This is a genomic window from Sphingobacterium sp. JUb20 (assembly GCF_004342035.1).
Classification (GTDB): Bacteria; Bacteroidota; Bacteroidia; order Sphingobacteriales; family Sphingobacteriaceae; genus Sphingobacterium; species Sphingobacterium anhuiense.
In genome coordinates this window covers 245,527-261,612 of record NZ_SLYV01000011.1, presented here as the reverse complement: position 1 = coordinate 261,612, position 16,086 = coordinate 245,527, and the positions used below count along the sequence as shown (strand labels likewise).

The window sequence follows — 16,086 nt, the reverse complement described above, 5'->3', positions numbered from 1 at the left end:
TCTTCCCATTCCGAACAGAGAAGTCAAGCCCGCCAGAGCCGATGGTATTGCCGTAACAGGTGGGAGAGTAGGTCGGTGCCTTTTTTTATACAGAATAGCCTTTTAACAAGGCTATTTTGCTTTAATCTGATTTGTTTACATCAACATTGTTGATTCAAAATATTTTAGGTGTCTATATCGGCGGTGTCTACCTCTTCCCATTCCGAACAGAGAAGTCAAGCCCGCCAGAGCCGATGGTATTGCCGTAACAGGTGGGAGAGTAGGTCGATGCCTTTTTTTATACAAAGCCTCTAGAATTATATTCTAGAGGCTTTTTGCTGTATAATGCTTTTTTATAGATCTGTAATTGTACAATTGGAATTTATAATGGTATTATTTATTCTTTTATTATCATAACAATATTACGAAGTTCTACTTATTTAGTCGTTAAATTTTTATAAACTTGAATATTGAAATGTATTTTACGCATTTCTATATGTTATACTGGATTATGAAAATTAAATATATTGTCATTGCGCTACTAATTCTTGTATTTGGATACTTGATCTGGCAAAGAATAACGACAAATAAAGAGAAGAATGAAGTTCCGACAGCCGGAAAAGGAAAAGCGGCTACCATGTCTGTATATGGTGCTGTTATTTTTGCTGAATCGTTCGCTGATAACCTTAATCTGACAGGTACCATTGAACCAGATGAACAAGTGGAAATTCGTTCTGAGGTTTCTGGATTAATAGATCAATTAAATTTTTCTGAAGGAAGTCGCGTAAACAAAGGTGCTATACTTGTGAAAATCGTTGCCTCAGATTTATTAGCACAATTAGAGCAAGCTAAAACAAGAACGCAATTGACTTCGGAAAATGAACGAAGAGCAAAACTGCTACTGGAGAAAGAGGCGATTAGTCAAGAGGAGTATGATATTGCAAGTGCTGATTATAGAACGGCGAAATCGCAAATCGCATATATCGAAGCACAATTATCTAAAACATACATACGGGCACCATTTTCTGGAATAATTGGTTTGCGATCTGTATCTAAAGGCGCATATATCACTCCTACTACCCCTATTGCGAAACTTGTAAAGTCAGATCGTGTTAAATTATCATTTGCGATCCCAGAAAAGTATGTAAGCAGAGTGTCGGTGGGTAAAAAGATTTCATTTACAATTCCTGAATCTAAGGAGGTTTTTGCAGCAGAAATTTTTGCTATTGATCCTGCTGTTGATTTGACAACTCGAACTTTACTAATAAAAGCTCGTGCTGATAATTCAAATAATAAATTTGTTCCTGGTGTCTTTGTGAATGTGATCTTACCACTGGAGAGCATTGATGATGCTTTAATGGTTCCTTCCGAAGCACTAATTCCTATACAGAATGGAAAGAAAGTATTTGTTGTAAAAGACGGGAAAGCAAGAGAGGTGATTGTAGAAACAGGAGGAAGAACTAAGGATAAGGTGAATGTATTGTCTGGTTTAATGAACGGTGATACTGTTTTGACTACAGGAGTAATGTCGCTGAAGAATGATGTTAAAGTGAAGGTTACATTACGTTAATCGTGTTATATGAGTTTATCTACAACAAGTATTAAACGCCCAGTATTAACTATTGTACTGAATTTGATGTTGATCTTATTTGGTATCATTGGTTATTCCTACTTGGGTGTACGAGAATTCCCTTCTATTGACCCGGCTCAAATATCGGTTAGGACAAGTTACGCTGGTGCTAATGCCGATATTATCGAGTCTCAGATTACGGAACCTTTGGAGAAGGCTATTAATTCCATCGATGGGATCCGAAATATTTCCTCATCGAGTAATCAAGGTACTAGTAATATAACGGTGGAATTTAATCTAGGTAAAAACCTAGAGGAAGCGGCAAATGATGTGCGCGATAAGGTGTCACAGGCTGTTCGAAGTCTACCTCAGGATATTGATGCAGCACCTGTGGTATCAAAAGCTGATGCAGACTCTGAACCTATTATTACCATGACAGTGCAAAGTTCTGAAAAGAATATTTTGGAATTGTCTGATTATGCTGAAAATACGATTTCACAGCGTCTTCAAACAATTCCAGGGGTTAGTTCGGTACAAATCTGGGGGCAGAAGAAATATGCTATGCGACTTTGGCTAGATCCAGTCAAATTGAATTCTTATGGTGTTACTGTTCTGGATGTGCGATCTGCTTTAAACCTACAGAATGTTGAATTACCTTCTGGTAAATTAACGGGTTCTAACACGGAGCTGACAGTAAAAACCATCGGTAACTTGGCTTCGGAAGAAGAGTTTAATAATATTATTATTAAATCGACAGGAAATAGTATTATCCGTCTGAGTGATGTTGGGAAAGCTGCGCTAGAGGCTGAAAATTTCGAAACTAAAATGTCTGACTCAGGATTACCCATGTTGAGTATGGCTGTGATCCCACAGCCCGGCACGAATTATCTGGAAATTGCAAAAAGTTTCTACAAGGAATTTGATCAGTTGAAAAAGGACCTCCCTGATGATATTGTCATGAAAATAGCACTTGATAATACGCTTTTTGTTAAGCGTGCTGTTCTAGAAGTCGCGGAAACATTATTGATTTCTGTTGTACTGGTGGTCCTCATCATTTTCCTATTCTTTCGGGATTGGTCGATTGCATTTCGACCTTTAATTGATATACCTGTTTCATTAATTGCTACATTTTTTGTGATGTATCTCTGTGGGTTCTCGATTAATGTGTTAACGTTATTAGCGATCGTTCTTGCCACAGGACTTGTTGTTGATGATGGTATCGTCGTCACAGAAAATATATTTAAGAAAGTGGAAGAAGGTATGTCTCCTATTCAGGCGGCTATTAAAGGTTCTAATGAAATTTTCTTTGCTGTTATATCGATTTCTATTACACTTGCCGCTGTATTCTTACCTGTGGTTTTTTTAGAGGGATTCGTAGGTCGGCTTTTTAGGGAGTTCGGAATCGTTATTGGAGCTGCTGTACTTATCTCAGCATTTGTCTCCTTAACATTGACTCCGATGTTGAATGCTTATTTAATGAAGGGCGGAGAACAGAAGAAAACTAAATTTTATGATCGGACAGAACCTTATTTTGTGGCGCTAACAGATGGATATGCAAGTTCTCTGATAAAATTTTTGAAAAAGAAATGGATCAGTTATCCAATTGTTTTAGCTTGTTTTGGTCTTATTTATCTTTTCTTTAGCTTATTACCAAAGGAAACGGCTCCCTATGATGATAGAAGCTATCTGACAGTGCGAGTCACTGCTCCTGAGGGTGTATCTTATGATTATATGGATCGTTTTATGACTGAATTAACAACTCTTGTCAATGATTCAGTTCCTGAAAAAGATGTCAGTTTGGTGATTACTTCTCCCGGATTTGGGTCAGCCGCGGCTAATAGTGGTATGATTCGTCTTGGTCTTGTACAGCAGGAGGACCGAGAGCGTACGCAGGCGGAAATAGCACGTGATTTGTCTCGTTTAACGCGATCTTCTTCTGAAGCTAAGGTTTCAGTTATGGAACAACCGACTATCTCTGTGAATAGACGAGGGGGGCTACCTGTTCAATATATTATACAGGCTCCTAATTTTCAGAAGTTGGAAGAGAAAATACCTGAATTTATGGACGCGGTGAATGATGATCCAACTTTTTCAATCTCTGATGTTAATTTGAAATTCAATAAACCTGAGCTTTATGTCAATATTGACCGTGAAAAGGCCTTAAGTTTAGGTGTTTCTATATTAGATGTTGCTCAAACATTACAAATGTCTCTTTCTGGACAGCGATTTGGGTATTTTATGATGAATGGGCGTCAGTACCAAGTTATTGGTCAGTTTGATAAAAAAGATACGAGTACGCCACTCGACCTTGCCTCGATCTTTGTTAAGAACAAGGATGGACAATTGATTCAGCTGGATAATATTGTAAAGATTGAGGAACGGAGCAGCCCTCCTCAGCTCTATCATAATAATCGCTACATGTCTGCTACTGTTTCTGCTGGTTTAGCCCCAGGAAAGAGTTTAGGAGAAGGAATAGAAGCAATGGACCGGATTAAAGCCAAGGTACTGGATGAGACTTTTACGACAGATTTAGGTGGTGAGTCGAGAGATTTTAAAGAGAGTGGATCCAATACAATGTTTGCCTTTGGTTTGGCTTTACTTTTAATTTATTTGATTTTAGCAGCGCAATTCGAAAGTTTTATTGATCCTTTCGTCATTATTATTACAGTACCACTAGCCGTTGCGGGAGCATTATTTTCACTTTGGTTATTTGGTCAGTCTTGGAATATATTTAGTCAGATTGGAACGATTATGTTGATTGGACTGGTAACGAAAAATGGTATTCTAATTGTAGAATTTGCCAATCAGTTAAGAGAAGAGGGGAAATCTAAATATGATGCAATTGTTGAGGCTTCTGCTGGGAGATTACGCCCGATTTTAATGACGTCTTTAGCAATCGCGCTTGGAGCCTTGCCGATTGCCTTGTCATTGGGAGCAGCCTCTACAAGTCGTATAGGAATGGGCGTTGTTATCGTAGGAGGAACTATGTTTTCACTCGTATTGACTTTATTTGTGATTCCTGCAATCTATTTAATGTGGTCTAGAATAAAGAAACACAATCCTGAACTGACGAATATTGAAGATTAATATGAATAAGATTTTTTATCTACTAGCCTTGCTTTTTATTCCTGTAGGCAGTGCTTTCTCACAAAATGTACTTACTGCTCACGATGCAGTTGCTATAGCTATGGAAAATAACTTTGATGTATTGCTGACAAAGAAGGATGTGATCATCGCTAAGGAAAATGCAACATATGGGAATGCTGGAATCTTACCAAATATTACTGCAAATTTTAGCCAGAGCAACAGTAATCAGAATTCCAAGCAAACACAAAGTACAGGTGAGGTGAGAGAGTTGGAAAACGCAAAAAATAACAGCATGAATTATGGTGTTAGTTTAGGCTGGACCATTTTTGATGGCTTTGGTATGTTTGCGCGGTACGAGAAATTGAATCAACTGAAAGCAAGGGGTGACCTCGAGTTGAAATCGATCATTTTAACAACTGTTGGCGATGTGCTGAATATGTATTATACAATTGTTCTGGAAGAGAATCTTTTGCACACCATAGATTCTTCAATAGTTATTTCCACTGATCGTTTAAAAACGGCAGAAAATCGTTTTCAAATTGGAAAAGCTTCTAAATTGGAAGTTCTCAATGTACAGGTGAACTTAAATGCGGACCAATCCTTGCGATTAAAAAAATTGGAAACTATTGCCAATTTGAAAACGGAGTTAAATAGATTGATGGCTCGGGATTTAACGATAGATTTTGAGGTTCAATATGAGTTTCAATTCAATGAGAATTTGGAAATTAATGCTTTATTAGAACAGGCTACTAATCAAAACATCGAGCTTCAATTAATCAAATTGGATAAACGTTTGGCCGAGCTGGAGCAAAAGGATGTCCGCTCGAAACGCTTACCTGTTGTTCGTCTTAATTCTGGCTATAACTTTTCGTCATCAGAATCTAGTTTGGGATTTGTTTCTCAATCTAATGCAAGAGGTTTGACTTATGGTGTAACGGCATCGATGAATATTTTTGATGGTTTTAATCAACGGAGGAGTGAGCGAGTGGCTAAACAAATGGTGGAAAAAGCCTCGATTCAAATTGAGAGATCCAAAGAACTCATTAATGCCACTATTTTGAAAGCATATCAAAGCTATGTGACAAATATCAGCTTAGCTAAACTGGAAGAGCGAAATGAAAAAATCGCAAAGCAAAATTTAAATATAACTTTAGACAAGTATAAGATAGGTACGATAAGTGCAGTTGAATTTAGAGATGCTCAAGAAAACTATGTAAATGCTATGAGCAGGCTTAAAGAGGCTAGCTATCAGGCTAAGCTGTCTGAGATAGGTTTAAAAGAATTAGTCGGTAACTTAGACCTCTAACTCTTTTATAAATAAGCTAAGAGCCTTAAAAGGGCTCTTAACGTCCATCTTCTGTATAGAAGTCTAATAAAGAGCTCATGTATGGATCATCCCATCCATCAACAATATCATCATAAGCTTCATCAGGTATATTGACGTGGTTTATCTCGACTGAAGTTCCTTTTTTGTGTTCATGTAGTTTGATGGTAACAATGGAATCAGCCTCTTCTTCTCCAAAATACCATTGCTGAACAATCGTTTTATTGGGAACCAAATCGATAAATTTTCCTGTGATAGCACCATCCCACATCGAGAACTCACCACCGATAACAGGATCGATTTCTACTAAATCACCTGTCCAAAGACGTATGGTAATGTCCGTCGTCAGTGCTAGGTATATTTCTTCTGGCTCTGCAGGTATTATATAATATTTTTTGAAATCTTTCATAGCACAAAAATACGTTAATTATGAAAGAGTGCCTTCATCTATTTTAATCTTTTCTTGAATGAAAAAGGCTCTTGGAAAATATTTAGAAAACTGTTATTTGTTTTATGATGGGGTGATCTAACAGGGAACAGCTTGGTAAGAGATCGTGCAATATCTGATCAGTTTTAATTATGATGGAATAGTATCTTGTTCAGCTTTTGAGGAGAAGCTATAGTTAATAGTACTATTTTTGAGTTAAAATAGGGTGTTGTACGATCAGTTGACAAATATCTTTTGCAACATCTTCTTTTGATTTTAATGTAAATTCTTGAATATGCTGAAAACGGTCAATTACAGTTACTTTATTGGTATCTGTTGCAAAACCTGCTCCTTTATCCTGCATTGAATTTAAGACAATGAAATCCAGGTTTTTACGCATTAATTTATCTTTTGCATGCTCAACTTCGTTATTTGTTTCTAAAGCAAAGCCGATTAAGAGCTGTTTTTCTGTTTTCTTAGTTCCGATAGATGCTAGAATATCTGTCGTTTTCTTGAGTGCAATGGAGAATTGATCTTCTTTCTTTTTTATTTTCTGCGAAGCAACTTCGATCGGAGTATAATCCGCAACAGCAGCACTCATAACAATAATGTCTGATTGTGAAAAATGTTGTACGACAGCTTCAAGCATTTCATGTGCAGAAGTAACTTGAATACGATCTACGTTTTGCGGGGCATCTAAAGCGGTAGGTCCACTGATTAAGGTTACCTTAGCACCAAGAGCTACAAGCTGTTTTGCTAAAGCATAGCCCATTTTTCCACTAGAATGATTCCCAATAAATCGTACAGGGTCTATCGCTTCATATGTAGGTCCAGCAGTGACTAATGCATTCCTTCCGCTTAAAGGGAGTTGAGGAGAAAAGCTTTGCGTAATAAAATCTAAAATTTCTTCAGGTTCTGCAAGTCTTCCTTCTCCAATTAAGCCGCTAGCTAGTTCTCCATTACCGGGATGAATTATTCTGTTTCCATAGGATTGGACTAAGCGGATATTGTTTTGAGTCGAGGGATGTTTCCACATGTCTAGATCCATCGCAGGAGCTATAAACACAGGACATTTTGCAGATAGGTAGACCGCAGTTAACAAGCTATCACAGATTCCATTTGCGAGTTTTCCAATAGTATTGGCAGTTGCTGGTGCAACCAGTATCAGATCAGCTTGTAATCCGATATGGACATGATTATTCCATTCCCCTGTTTTAGGATCGAAATAATCGATTAAAACGGGGTTATTTGAAAGGGTTGACAACGTGAGTGGGGTAATAAATTCAGCCGCTTCTTTTGTCATAATGATCTGAACATTCGCTTTTTCTTTAACTAGCAGTCTAGTCAAATGTGCAATTTTGTATGCGGCAATACTACCGCATACAGCAATCACAATATTTTTTTTAGCTAAGCTCATATCAACTGAGATAAAGCAAATTATTCTTGCTCTTTAGCGGGATTTCTGAAATAAACCTTATCGTGTAAGAATTCATCAATCGCAATAAGTGTAGCTTTTGGCATACGCTCATAGTGTTTTGAGATTTCAATTTGCTCACGGTTTTCGAATACCTCTTCTAAGTTATCATTGTTAGTAGCAAATTCTGCAAGTTTGCTATTCAACTCCTCTTTGATGTCAACAGAAATTTGATTAGCACGTTTGCTGATCACTACGATTGACTCATAAATATTGTCGGTAACGGTGTCTAATTGTCTTAAATCACGAGTTACAGTTGAAGTTGCTACAGTGCTGTTATTTTTTTGACTCATTTTTTTGGGTATTATCTTTATTATCTTTATTTTCTTTAGCGGCTATTGCTGCTTTTCTTTCTTTTTCTTGTTCGGCTATAGCTTTATTAACAGTTGCCATGTAGGTCGCCGCAGTTTTCATTTTTTTCTCGGCGCTATCACGAAGAGATTCAACTTCCTTCATATATTTGCTATTCGGGAATGACATTGCAAAAGAGCGATAATAGTCAATAACTTCAGAAAAGCGATCTGCTTGCTTGACAGGACTACTCTGAGTTGCAAGTTTATACTGAGACTTTACCGTAAGGTACTCAATTTCTTCTGCATACTTGGTATCAGGATAGGCTTTCAATACATTTTGCAATGCAATCACAGCAGCTCTATAGTCATCGTTTAATCCCATGTCATAGAGCAACCTAGCATTTGAAAATGCTTTAAGCTCTAATTTATCACGCAGCTTTTGAATTAATTCACCAGCTTCTTTTGCCCTTTCAGATTCAGGATACAAATTGACAAATAACTGTAGTGCATCGATTGCTTTCCTTGTATTCTCTTGGTCAAGACTTGATTTTGGAGAATCTAGATAATAACAATATGCAGACATAAAACGACATTCTTCGGCTCTAGGACTATTGGGATAAACATCTGCGAAATCTTTAAAATGATAACGTGCAGAGGTGTAATCCTTTAGTCTGTAGCTTGCAAAAGCTGTGAAATAATATAAATTTTCTGCTTCGGCCTGTCCTCTAAATTTAGTTCTTAAATCTTCGAACAATATTAAAGCCTTGCTATATTTTTTGTTTTCGTATAGTTTTACCGCTTCTTCGTACTTCTGAGCGATATTATTGCTTGCTCGCAACTTCTCAAACTTACTCTTACAGCTACTGAACGATACCAATAACAAAATTCCGGCACATAAAGCCGCTATACGCCTATTTAAAAACATTTTACAAAGATAAGTGAATTTGTAATACTAATCAATTAAATTTTTATGTTGCAATATAGTGCAATATTGGAAGCTATACAATGAATTTAATCATATTAACTTTTTTTAACCATAAATTCTAGAATGTTTATACTATTGTCATTTGCTTGTTTAAAAACAGTATCAATCGGATAGTCTTCTTATCATTTTAGTAAATTTTGATTATATTTACATTCAAATTGTTTTTAGTATGACATTAAAAGAAAGAGTTGAACAAGCATTGGATACAATTAGACCGTATTTGGAAACTGATGGTGGTGATGTTAGTGTGGAAGAAATCACTGCAGATAATGTTGTTCGTTTGAAATTATTAGGGGCATGTGCTTCATGCTCTATGAGTATTATGACTTTTAAGGCTGGTCTTGAACAAGCTATTAGAAAGGCTGTACCTGAAATTACTGCTGTGGAAGCGATTAATATTACGGACATGAATGACCCTAATGCTAGTTTGCCGACACCTAAGGCATTATAATTGACCGCTTTAATTAACACAATTTAACAGCAGTGTAACTGTTAATGTCTTAGATTTGTGCTATGAAATTCAACTACCACTTTATTTTTGTTCTATTTTTCATTCTCTCGGGGTATGCTTCATATTCACAAGAGCGCAAAATCTTGCAGTTTAGTGGTATTGTAGAAACGATTAGCTCTGGTCTTCCTGTGGGCTATACAACTATAACGAATGAAAGCTTTCGCAATGAAGCCTATATGGCCAATAACGAGGGCTTTTTCTCTTTTGTAGCGCATGTCGGAGACACGCTTCGTTTTACATCTGTCGGTTATGAGACCTTAATGTATGTTATTCCAAATATTCAGGGTGATCGTTTGTCTACGGCGATCGTTATGAAAAATCTGATTACGGAGTTACCGATGGTGACACCTTATCCTTGGGCAAGTATTGAGGAATTTAACATTGCATTTATGAATCTGGAGGTTGATTCAGACAATATTATTCGTGCGAAGCGAAATTTGTCGAAGGAATCTTTAGATGCTTTGGCAGCTAGAGTACCTCGAACTGCCGATGAGATGCATAATTATAATGTAAATGATAATCATCGCAGTATGAATAATAAAGTTATTAATCAGCGGTATGCGAATCCTCTATTAAACCCTTTTGCTTGGGGCAGCTTAATTCAACAAATTTCCAAAGGGAAAAAAGGGAAGTAACTATCCTTTATTCTGTCGCTTCTAATTTATTTAATTCCAGTACACTTATTTTCGAAGTAAAATAGGCAATTAATCCGGCTATACTTGTTATGGTAAAGAAGACGATGACAAAGTCTGTCCAACGGATTGCAATGGGGTAGCTGTCAATTAACATATTAGCTCCCTCTTCCACTTTTATGATACCATAGTTTATTTGTAAATAACAAAAGATGTAACCAATTAGCAAGCCCGTTACACAACCCACTAAGGATATCATTAGTCCTTCATAGAAAAATATTCTTTGTATTAACGAGCTGTTAGCACCGAGATTCTTTAAGATGTTCATATCTTCTTTTTTATCTAGTACGAGCATGGTTAAGGATCCTACAATATTGAAAAGGGCAATTATACTGATCAATGTCAAAATAAAAAATACGGCCCATCTTTCAACGCGAACATTTTTATAAAGAGTCGGATTTTGTTCTTCTCTGTTTTTTACAATATATTTTTCTCCAAGATCCGTCTGTAGTTTCTTTTTGAAATGTTGAAGATTTGCTTTGTCTTTTACATAAAATTCAATTGCTGAAACGCGATCATATTCTCCAAGCACTTCTTGTGCAAATGAAATTGGGGTGATAATTAAATTGTCAAAATCTTGTTGACTTTTTAATATTCCTTTTGGCTGTATAGATCTGATATTAAATTCATCGGCAGGATTTGCTGCATTTTTAGCCCCCTTTCTAGGTGAATATACATCAATATTACGGAGGCCACTGTGAATAGATACGCCCAAGTTTGCTTGAACACCTGCTCCAATAACCGCAGATGGAATACTGTCAGTTTGCAAGGTATAACTTCCACTTATTAATAAACTATCTTTGCTTTTATGGTCTATTGAATTTGCCTGAATACCTTTAATAGTACCAATATACTGGCGGTTATCGTATTCCAATAGTACCTTTTCCTGCAGTACTTCGGTGTAATCGATTACATTGGAATCTTTCTTTAACGCAAGGATAGGAGGTTGATTAGCATCAAACAGCTTTCCTTGGGCAGGTTCTATCTTTATTTCTGGCACAAACTGGCTGTACATAGAAATTATCAGGTTTTCCATACCGTTAAAAGAAGAAAGTAAGATAATGAGTGCTGCACTGCTTACCATAACGCCAACGATGCTAATACCTGATATAATGTTGATCGCATTAACAGATTTTTTTGAAAATAAGTATCTTTTAGCAAAAAGGTATGGTAGGTTCATTGTGATTAGCCTCTAATAAATGGATTGGTCGCTTTTTCAAAACCGATGGTCGTAGTCGGTCCATGCCCAGGATAAATAGTAACTTCATCGGGAAGTATATATATTTTTTCCTTGATATTCTTTAATAACAAATCATGGTTACCTCCTGGAAGATCTGTTCTACCAATGCTGTTTTTAAATAAAACATCGCCGCCAATCAGAAATTTTTGCGGCTCACTATAAAAGCATAAATGAGCAGGGGAATGACCAGGAGCAAATATAATTTTCAATTCATGATCACCAATCTTTATCACATTTTCTTCAGTAAGAAATGTTTCTCCAATCGGGGAGATATCATACCTGAAACCCATTTGTGGAGCATAGTTCTGTACCTCGATCAATACCGGAAGTTCTCCCTCATGAAACTGGGGATAAAGACCGTAAGTGTCAAATATAAATCTATTACCTAGCACATGGTCAATGTGACAATGTGTATTTAATAAGATCTTTGGATTTAAACTATTTTGCTCAATGAAGTCTGTCAACGTTCTTTCATCAGCAGGTCCATACATGCCGGGATCAATGATGACACAGTTTTTTTGTTCATCATAAATGACGTACGTATTTTCTTGGTAAGGGTTAAAGGTAAAAGTCTTGATCTGCAACATAATTTGTAAAAATAAAGTTTTATTTCGAATGTAAAGTATTCAACTGATCTTCTATAAGGCCACTGTGAATGAATAATTGTAATTACAATTCATTCCAAATTTCCCAATTTTTTTCTGCCTGAAGCTCAAGCATTTCCAGCCCATTCTTAATTTTTGCACCATTGTTTTTCCCTTTTTTAAGAAATGCGGTTTCTGCTGGATTATAAACAAGATCGTATAATAAATGCTTATTGCCAATATATTCATAGGGAATATTGGGTGCATCTTCAATATTAGGGAAAGTCCCAACAGGCGAACAGTTAATAATAATATAATGTTCATTGAGGATGTCGGCATCAAGTTCGCTGTAGATCAGATTATTTTCACTTTTATTCCGGCTAACAAATTTATAAGTAATTCCAAGTTCATTTAATGCATACTCCACAGCTTTCGCCGCACCCCCATTGCCTAGAATCAATGCTTTTGTATGTTGCTCTTCCAGCAGTGGTTTCAGCGATTCTTTAAAGCCGTAAACATCCGTATTGAAGCCTTTTAAGTAAGGTCCTGACGGCATATGTTTAATCTGAATACAGTTGACCGCTTGAATAGCTTGGGCCTCAGGAGATAGCTCCTGAAGATAAGGTAGCACATTGATCTTATGTGGTATTGTTACATTAACACCATAAAAGTTTTGATCGTTAAAAATCCGTTCAAATTCCCGAATGTCTTCTATACTATATAAATCATAGTTAATATCTGTAATAATTTCTTTATCAAATTTATCCAGATAGTATTTTTTAGAAAATGAATGTTCTAATGGAAAACCGATGAGTCCTAATTTCTTCATTTATTTAGGAGTATATTTTTTTATGATTTCTGAAATAATATGATTTCCTTGCAATTGCGGAAGGTAATCAAAAAGAATATAATGTTTTTCAGGGTCGGTTGCCAATCCTAATTCAAGAAACACAATAGCATCATTATACTTGCCATTAGCAAATAAATAGGCTACCATTCTAAAATATAATTCGGCAGCTTCTGGATTATTCGTAATAGCCTCCGATACAATTTCTATTGCTTCATCTACTTTATCTTGTTCAAAGAAGATAGAAGAATAATCTAACCAGGCATCAACATCTAGTGGATTTAATGTGACAACCTTAGCATATGCTTCTTGTGCAAGATCAATCTGTTTTAATTTATAGCGCGCATCCGCGATTGCAAACCAGTAATCTGGATTAGCATCGTCAAGTTCAAGTGCTTTTTTATAAAAATGGAGTGATTCAAAGTGTCTTTCTTCAAAGTCTAGTGTAACGCCTATCCCAAACCAGGCATCTGCTAAATCACCGTCCATTTTGACTGCTTTTTTATAGAAGACTCGAGCTTCTTCCATTTGCTCTAATTTTTCTAGGCACTCCCCTATAGCACAATAGGTGTCGGCGCTAGGTTTTTCATATTCAAAAGTTTGTTTATAAACCTCTAGAGCCTCCTGGTAGCGATCAAGGTTTACTAAAGCATTGCCTTTATTGAAATATGCTGAAGAAAAATTTTCTTTAATTAAAATAGCATAATCGTAAGCATCAATAGCTTCCGGATATTGCGTAAGCTTGTGATAAGCGTTACCTAGATTATACCAGGCATAATAAGAGTAAGGCTCAGAATCGATGTATTTTTTATAAAACTCTACGCTCTCCTCTTGTTTGTCCAATATGTCATAGCAGTAAGCAAGTTCATAAAGTGCTTCTTGATTTTCCATATTGAGTTCAAGCGTTTTCTTTAAATAGTAAATCGCTTTTTCAAAATCACCTTCTCCCTGATAAACTACGCTAATGTGGAAATAGATTTCATCCTTATTGTCTGAAAGGCTCAATGCTTGGAATAATTGTTCTTTGGCTTCGTTAAATTGACCTCTAGAACCATAGACTCCGCCTCGGATAAAAAAAATATCTCCTTCAGAGGGTTCTAACAATTCCGCTTTTGCCAGTGCATGCAATGCTTTATCAAATTGCTGTGTTGAAGAATAGAGTTGTGCCTGTTTGAGTAAAAATGTAATATCAAAAGGATGCTGATTAATTGCATAATCGGCAACCTGCAATGCTTTTATAGGATCATTTTTTTCAATATAATAGTCTATAATCCCTTCAAATGCTTTGGAATCAAAGAAATATTGGTCTTCGTTCCTAATCATTTCTTCGTACCGATCCACCGAGATTTTTCTTTCCTCAGGGGATTCAAAATCAAATTCCTCTTCCATCATCCTTGTTTAATCTATCAATAAACCCAACTTAGTTGAAAATAGTGATTTTTAATAACTATGTCTAATTAATTTACTAACAAAATTAATTTCACTTTACAAAGATACGGATTAAAGTATGCAAAATAAAAAAGCCGATTCGCAAGAATCGGCTTTCTAAATTATATGTTAGCTATAATTATTTTTTGATCTCAACACGACGGTTTTGAACACGACCTTCTTCAGTTGCATTAGATGCTACTGGATTAGCCTCACCGTAACCGTTAGCTGTGATTTTAGAAGAAGCAACACCAGCGTTAACTAAGTATTGTTTTACTGCGTTAGCACGGTCTTTAGATAAAGAAACGTTGTAAGCTTCAGAACCTTCAGCAGATGCGTAACCATCTAAAGTAACAGATGAGTTGTTATCACGTACTTCTTTAGCAACTTTGTCTAATGTAGCGTAAGATTGAGTTTTCAATACAGAGCTATCAAATTCAAATTGAATAGGAGCAACGTAACCGTTTGATGAAGTGAATTCATTTGCAACTGGCTCAGGGAATTTGATTTGACGACCAGATCCATCAACTACTGCACCTGCAGGAGAGTTAGGCTCTTTATCGAATTTATCAGAAACACCGTCACCGTCAGAATCAGTATTTAAAGCATTAACTGTACCTTCTAAAGTAGATACGCGTTGTTTTAAAGCTTCAACTTCGTTACGTAATGAAGGATCTTTCAACTCATCATACATTGTAGCAACTGGGTTAGCAAAAGTCAAGTTTTGTTTGTCTCTTGAACCTAAAGTGAATTCTAAACCACCGTATACGTTAGAGAAACGTTGTTTGCTAGTTCCTTGTCTGCTTGGTCCGTATAATAAAGCCTCATCAGTGAAGTTCATTGTGTAACCTAAGTTTAAAGCAACAACTTCAGATAATTTGAATTTAGCACCAACTCCAACTGGAACGTACATACCTAAACGGTAATCTCTATCACCTTTGTATTCTCTATCGCCAAATACAGCCTCACCAACTTTACCTTTGTTGTCATAAACAACAGTTCCAGTGAAGTCATTGTTAGCATATTGAACAGGGTTATAAGCCATAACACCTAAACCAACTTTAGCGTAAAAGTTTACTGAATTTTCTCTTCTCAAGAAATCGATAGTACCTAATTGGAATACACCATTTAAGCTAGCAGCCCAGTTAACTTCAGTTTCAGCAGATTTAGCACCACCTTTGTTCTCTACAGCAGGTCCTGACTCAGCATGGTTAAAAGTTTTGATTTTACCACGGTTACCTTCAACTTCTAAACCAAATAAGTGAGAAAATTGTTTACGAACTGTTAATCCGTAGTACTCACCTACTTTATTTTGGAAGTAACCAACTTTCTGACCGAAAGCATTGTTACCACCGATCAAAGCGTTAGGTGTAGTGATACCACCTTGAACACCGATTGACCAAGTTCTGTATTGTGATCTTCCACCAAATACAGTTTGAGCTTGTGCTACATCAGCGAAGCCTAAAGCGGCAACTAAGGAAGCAGCAACAGCTGTTTTTTTAATTGTAGAATAGTTCATACTCTTGTTTTAAGGTTATTATTAAATTTTAATTGTTCTTGTTTTGTATGCAATTGTTTAAAGTGCAATCACGGTTTGAAATAATCAAACACCGTGCCGAAATTAAAAAAGGATCAATTGTTTTAA

14 protein-coding genes and 1 rRNA gene are annotated in these 16,086 nt (G+C 36.3%); 6 read left to right on the top strand and 9 right to left on the bottom strand.

All coding sequences use genetic code 11. From position 1 onward, the window contains the following. The first annotated feature begins 164 nt into the window (after positions 1-164). The 4 genes from rrf to EDF66_RS19340 all read left to right on the top strand — a co-directional run bounded on the left by rrf (position 165) and on the right by EDF66_RS19340 (position 5,942). Positions 165-276, top strand: a 5S ribosomal RNA gene (rrf, locus tag EDF66_RS19355). A 214-nt stretch (positions 277-490) separates the two neighbouring features. Then, complete coding sequence (locus tag EDF66_RS19350) at positions 491-1,549, top strand: efflux RND transporter periplasmic adaptor subunit (protein ID WP_132844416.1); 1,059 nt, start codon at positions 491-493, stop codon at positions 1,547-1,549. A gap of 9 nt (positions 1,550-1,558) precedes the next feature. Continuing rightward, positions 1,559-4,636 (top strand): efflux RND transporter permease subunit, encoded by a 3,078-nt coding sequence (locus EDF66_RS19345; RefSeq protein WP_132770033.1) that lies wholly within the window; start codon positions 1,559-1,561, stop codon positions 4,634-4,636. 1 nt (position 4,637) lies between these two features. Continuing rightward, on the top strand, positions 4,638-5,942 hold the full coding sequence (locus EDF66_RS19340) for a TolC family protein (RefSeq protein WP_207898688.1): 1,305 nt from the start codon (positions 4,638-4,640) through the stop codon (positions 5,940-5,942). Positions 5,943-5,979: 37 nt separating this feature from the next. On the opposite strand, the gene EDF66_RS19335 is transcribed toward EDF66_RS19340, so the two are convergent. From EDF66_RS19335 to EDF66_RS19320, 4 genes are all read right to left on the bottom strand, one after another. Beyond that, positions 5,980-6,369: an SRPBCC domain-containing protein gene (locus EDF66_RS19335; protein ID WP_021190742.1), complete on the bottom strand. Its 390-nt coding sequence runs from the start codon at positions 6,367-6,369 to the stop codon at positions 5,980-5,982. Positions 6,370-6,592: 223 nt separating this feature from the next. Beyond that, positions 6,593-7,804, bottom strand: a complete 1,212-nt coding sequence (gene coaBC / locus EDF66_RS19330) for a bifunctional phosphopantothenoylcysteine decarboxylase/phosphopantothenate--cysteine ligase CoaBC (RefSeq protein ID WP_132844414.1) — start codon at positions 7,802-7,804, stop codon at positions 6,593-6,595. A 20-nt stretch (positions 7,805-7,824) separates the two neighbouring features. After that, on the bottom strand, positions 7,825-8,154 hold the full coding sequence (locus EDF66_RS19325; protein ID WP_132770029.1) for a DNA-directed RNA polymerase subunit omega: 330 nt from the start codon (positions 8,152-8,154) through the stop codon (positions 7,825-7,827). After that, positions 8,138-9,079 carry an outer membrane protein assembly factor BamD gene (locus EDF66_RS19320; RefSeq protein ID WP_132770027.1) on the bottom strand — a complete coding sequence of 314 codons (942 nt, stop codon included), beginning with the start codon at positions 9,077-9,079 and terminating at the stop codon, positions 8,138-8,140. The genes EDF66_RS19325 and EDF66_RS19320 overlap by 17 nt, the downstream gene beginning before the upstream one ends. A 229-nt stretch (positions 9,080-9,308) precedes the next feature. On the opposite strand from EDF66_RS19320, the gene EDF66_RS19315 reads away from it, so the two are divergent. Both EDF66_RS19315 and EDF66_RS19310 read left to right on the top strand, forming a co-directional pair. Next, positions 9,309-9,590 (top strand): NifU family protein, encoded by a 282-nt coding sequence (locus EDF66_RS19315; protein ID WP_021190738.1) that lies wholly within the window; start codon positions 9,309-9,311, stop codon positions 9,588-9,590. Positions 9,591-9,652: 62 nt separating this feature from the next. Beyond that, positions 9,653-10,285, top strand: a complete 633-nt coding sequence (locus EDF66_RS19310) for a hypothetical protein (RefSeq protein ID WP_132844412.1) — start codon at positions 9,653-9,655, stop codon at positions 10,283-10,285. Between the two features lie 7 nt (positions 10,286-10,292). Here the strand turns inward: EDF66_RS19310 and EDF66_RS19305 are convergent, their stop codons facing one another. The 5 genes from EDF66_RS19305 to EDF66_RS19285 form a co-directional block, all read right to left on the bottom strand. Continuing rightward, on the bottom strand, positions 10,293-11,522 hold the full coding sequence (locus tag EDF66_RS19305; RefSeq protein ID WP_132844410.1) for an FtsX-like permease family protein: 1,230 nt from the start codon (positions 11,520-11,522) through the stop codon (positions 10,293-10,295). 5 nt (positions 11,523-11,527) lie between these two features. Continuing rightward, positions 11,528-12,169 carry an MBL fold metallo-hydrolase gene (locus EDF66_RS19300; protein ID WP_132844408.1) on the bottom strand — a complete coding sequence of 214 codons (642 nt, stop codon included), beginning with the start codon at positions 12,167-12,169 and terminating at the stop codon, positions 11,528-11,530. 82 nt (positions 12,170-12,251) lie between these two features. Beyond that, positions 12,252-12,995, bottom strand: a complete 744-nt coding sequence (locus EDF66_RS19295; RefSeq protein WP_132844406.1) for a shikimate dehydrogenase family protein — start codon at positions 12,993-12,995, stop codon at positions 12,252-12,254. After that, a complete protein-coding gene (locus EDF66_RS19290; protein ID WP_132844442.1) occupies positions 12,996-14,402 on the bottom strand; it encodes a tetratricopeptide repeat protein in 1,407 nt (468 codons plus the stop codon). Positions 14,403-14,580: 178 nt separating this feature from the next. Further along, on the bottom strand, positions 14,581-15,960 hold the full coding sequence (locus tag EDF66_RS19285) for an OmpA family protein (RefSeq protein ID WP_132844404.1): 1,380 nt from the start codon (positions 15,958-15,960) through the stop codon (positions 14,581-14,583). Positions 15,961-16,086 lie beyond the last annotated feature (126 nt).

Coding starts and splice junctions, on each gene's coding strand:
- EDF66_RS19305 (WP_132844410.1), bottom strand. CDS start 11,522: ATGAACCTACCATACCTTTTTGCTAAAAGATACTTATTTTCAAAAAAA.
- EDF66_RS19290 (WP_132844442.1), bottom strand. CDS start 14,402: ATGGAAGAGGAATTTGATTTTGAATCCCCTGAGGAAAGAAAAATCTCG.
- EDF66_RS19340 (WP_207898688.1), top strand. CDS start 4,638: ATGAATAAGATTTTTTATCTACTAGCCTTGCTTTTTATTCCTGTAGGC.
- EDF66_RS19315 (WP_021190738.1), top strand. CDS start 9,309: ATGACATTAAAAGAAAGAGTTGAACAAGCATTGGATACAATTAGACCG.
- EDF66_RS19285 (WP_132844404.1), bottom strand. CDS start 15,960: ATGAACTATTCTACAATTAAAAAAACAGCTGTTGCTGCTTCCTTAGTT.
- EDF66_RS19295 (WP_132844406.1), bottom strand. CDS start 12,995: ATGAAGAAATTAGGACTCATCGGTTTTCCATTAGAACATTCATTTTCT.
- coaBC (WP_132844414.1), bottom strand. CDS start 7,804: ATGAGCTTAGCTAAAAAAAATATTGTGATTGCTGTATGCGGTAGTATT.
- EDF66_RS19310 (WP_132844412.1), top strand. CDS start 9,653: ATGAAATTCAACTACCACTTTATTTTTGTTCTATTTTTCATTCTCTCG.
- EDF66_RS19320 (WP_132770027.1), bottom strand. CDS start 9,079: ATGTTTTTAAATAGGCGTATAGCGGCTTTATGTGCCGGAATTTTGTTA.
- EDF66_RS19325 (WP_132770029.1), bottom strand. CDS start 8,154: ATGAGTCAAAAAAATAACAGCACTGTAGCAACTTCAACTGTAACTCGT.
- EDF66_RS19300 (WP_132844408.1), bottom strand. CDS start 12,169: ATGTTGCAGATCAAGACTTTTACCTTTAACCCTTACCAAGAAAATACG.
- EDF66_RS19345 (WP_132770033.1), top strand. CDS start 1,559: ATGAGTTTATCTACAACAAGTATTAAACGCCCAGTATTAACTATTGTA.
- EDF66_RS19350 (WP_132844416.1), top strand. CDS start 491: ATGAAAATTAAATATATTGTCATTGCGCTACTAATTCTTGTATTTGGA.
- EDF66_RS19335 (WP_021190742.1), bottom strand. CDS start 6,369: ATGAAAGATTTCAAAAAATATTATATAATACCTGCAGAGCCAGAAGAA.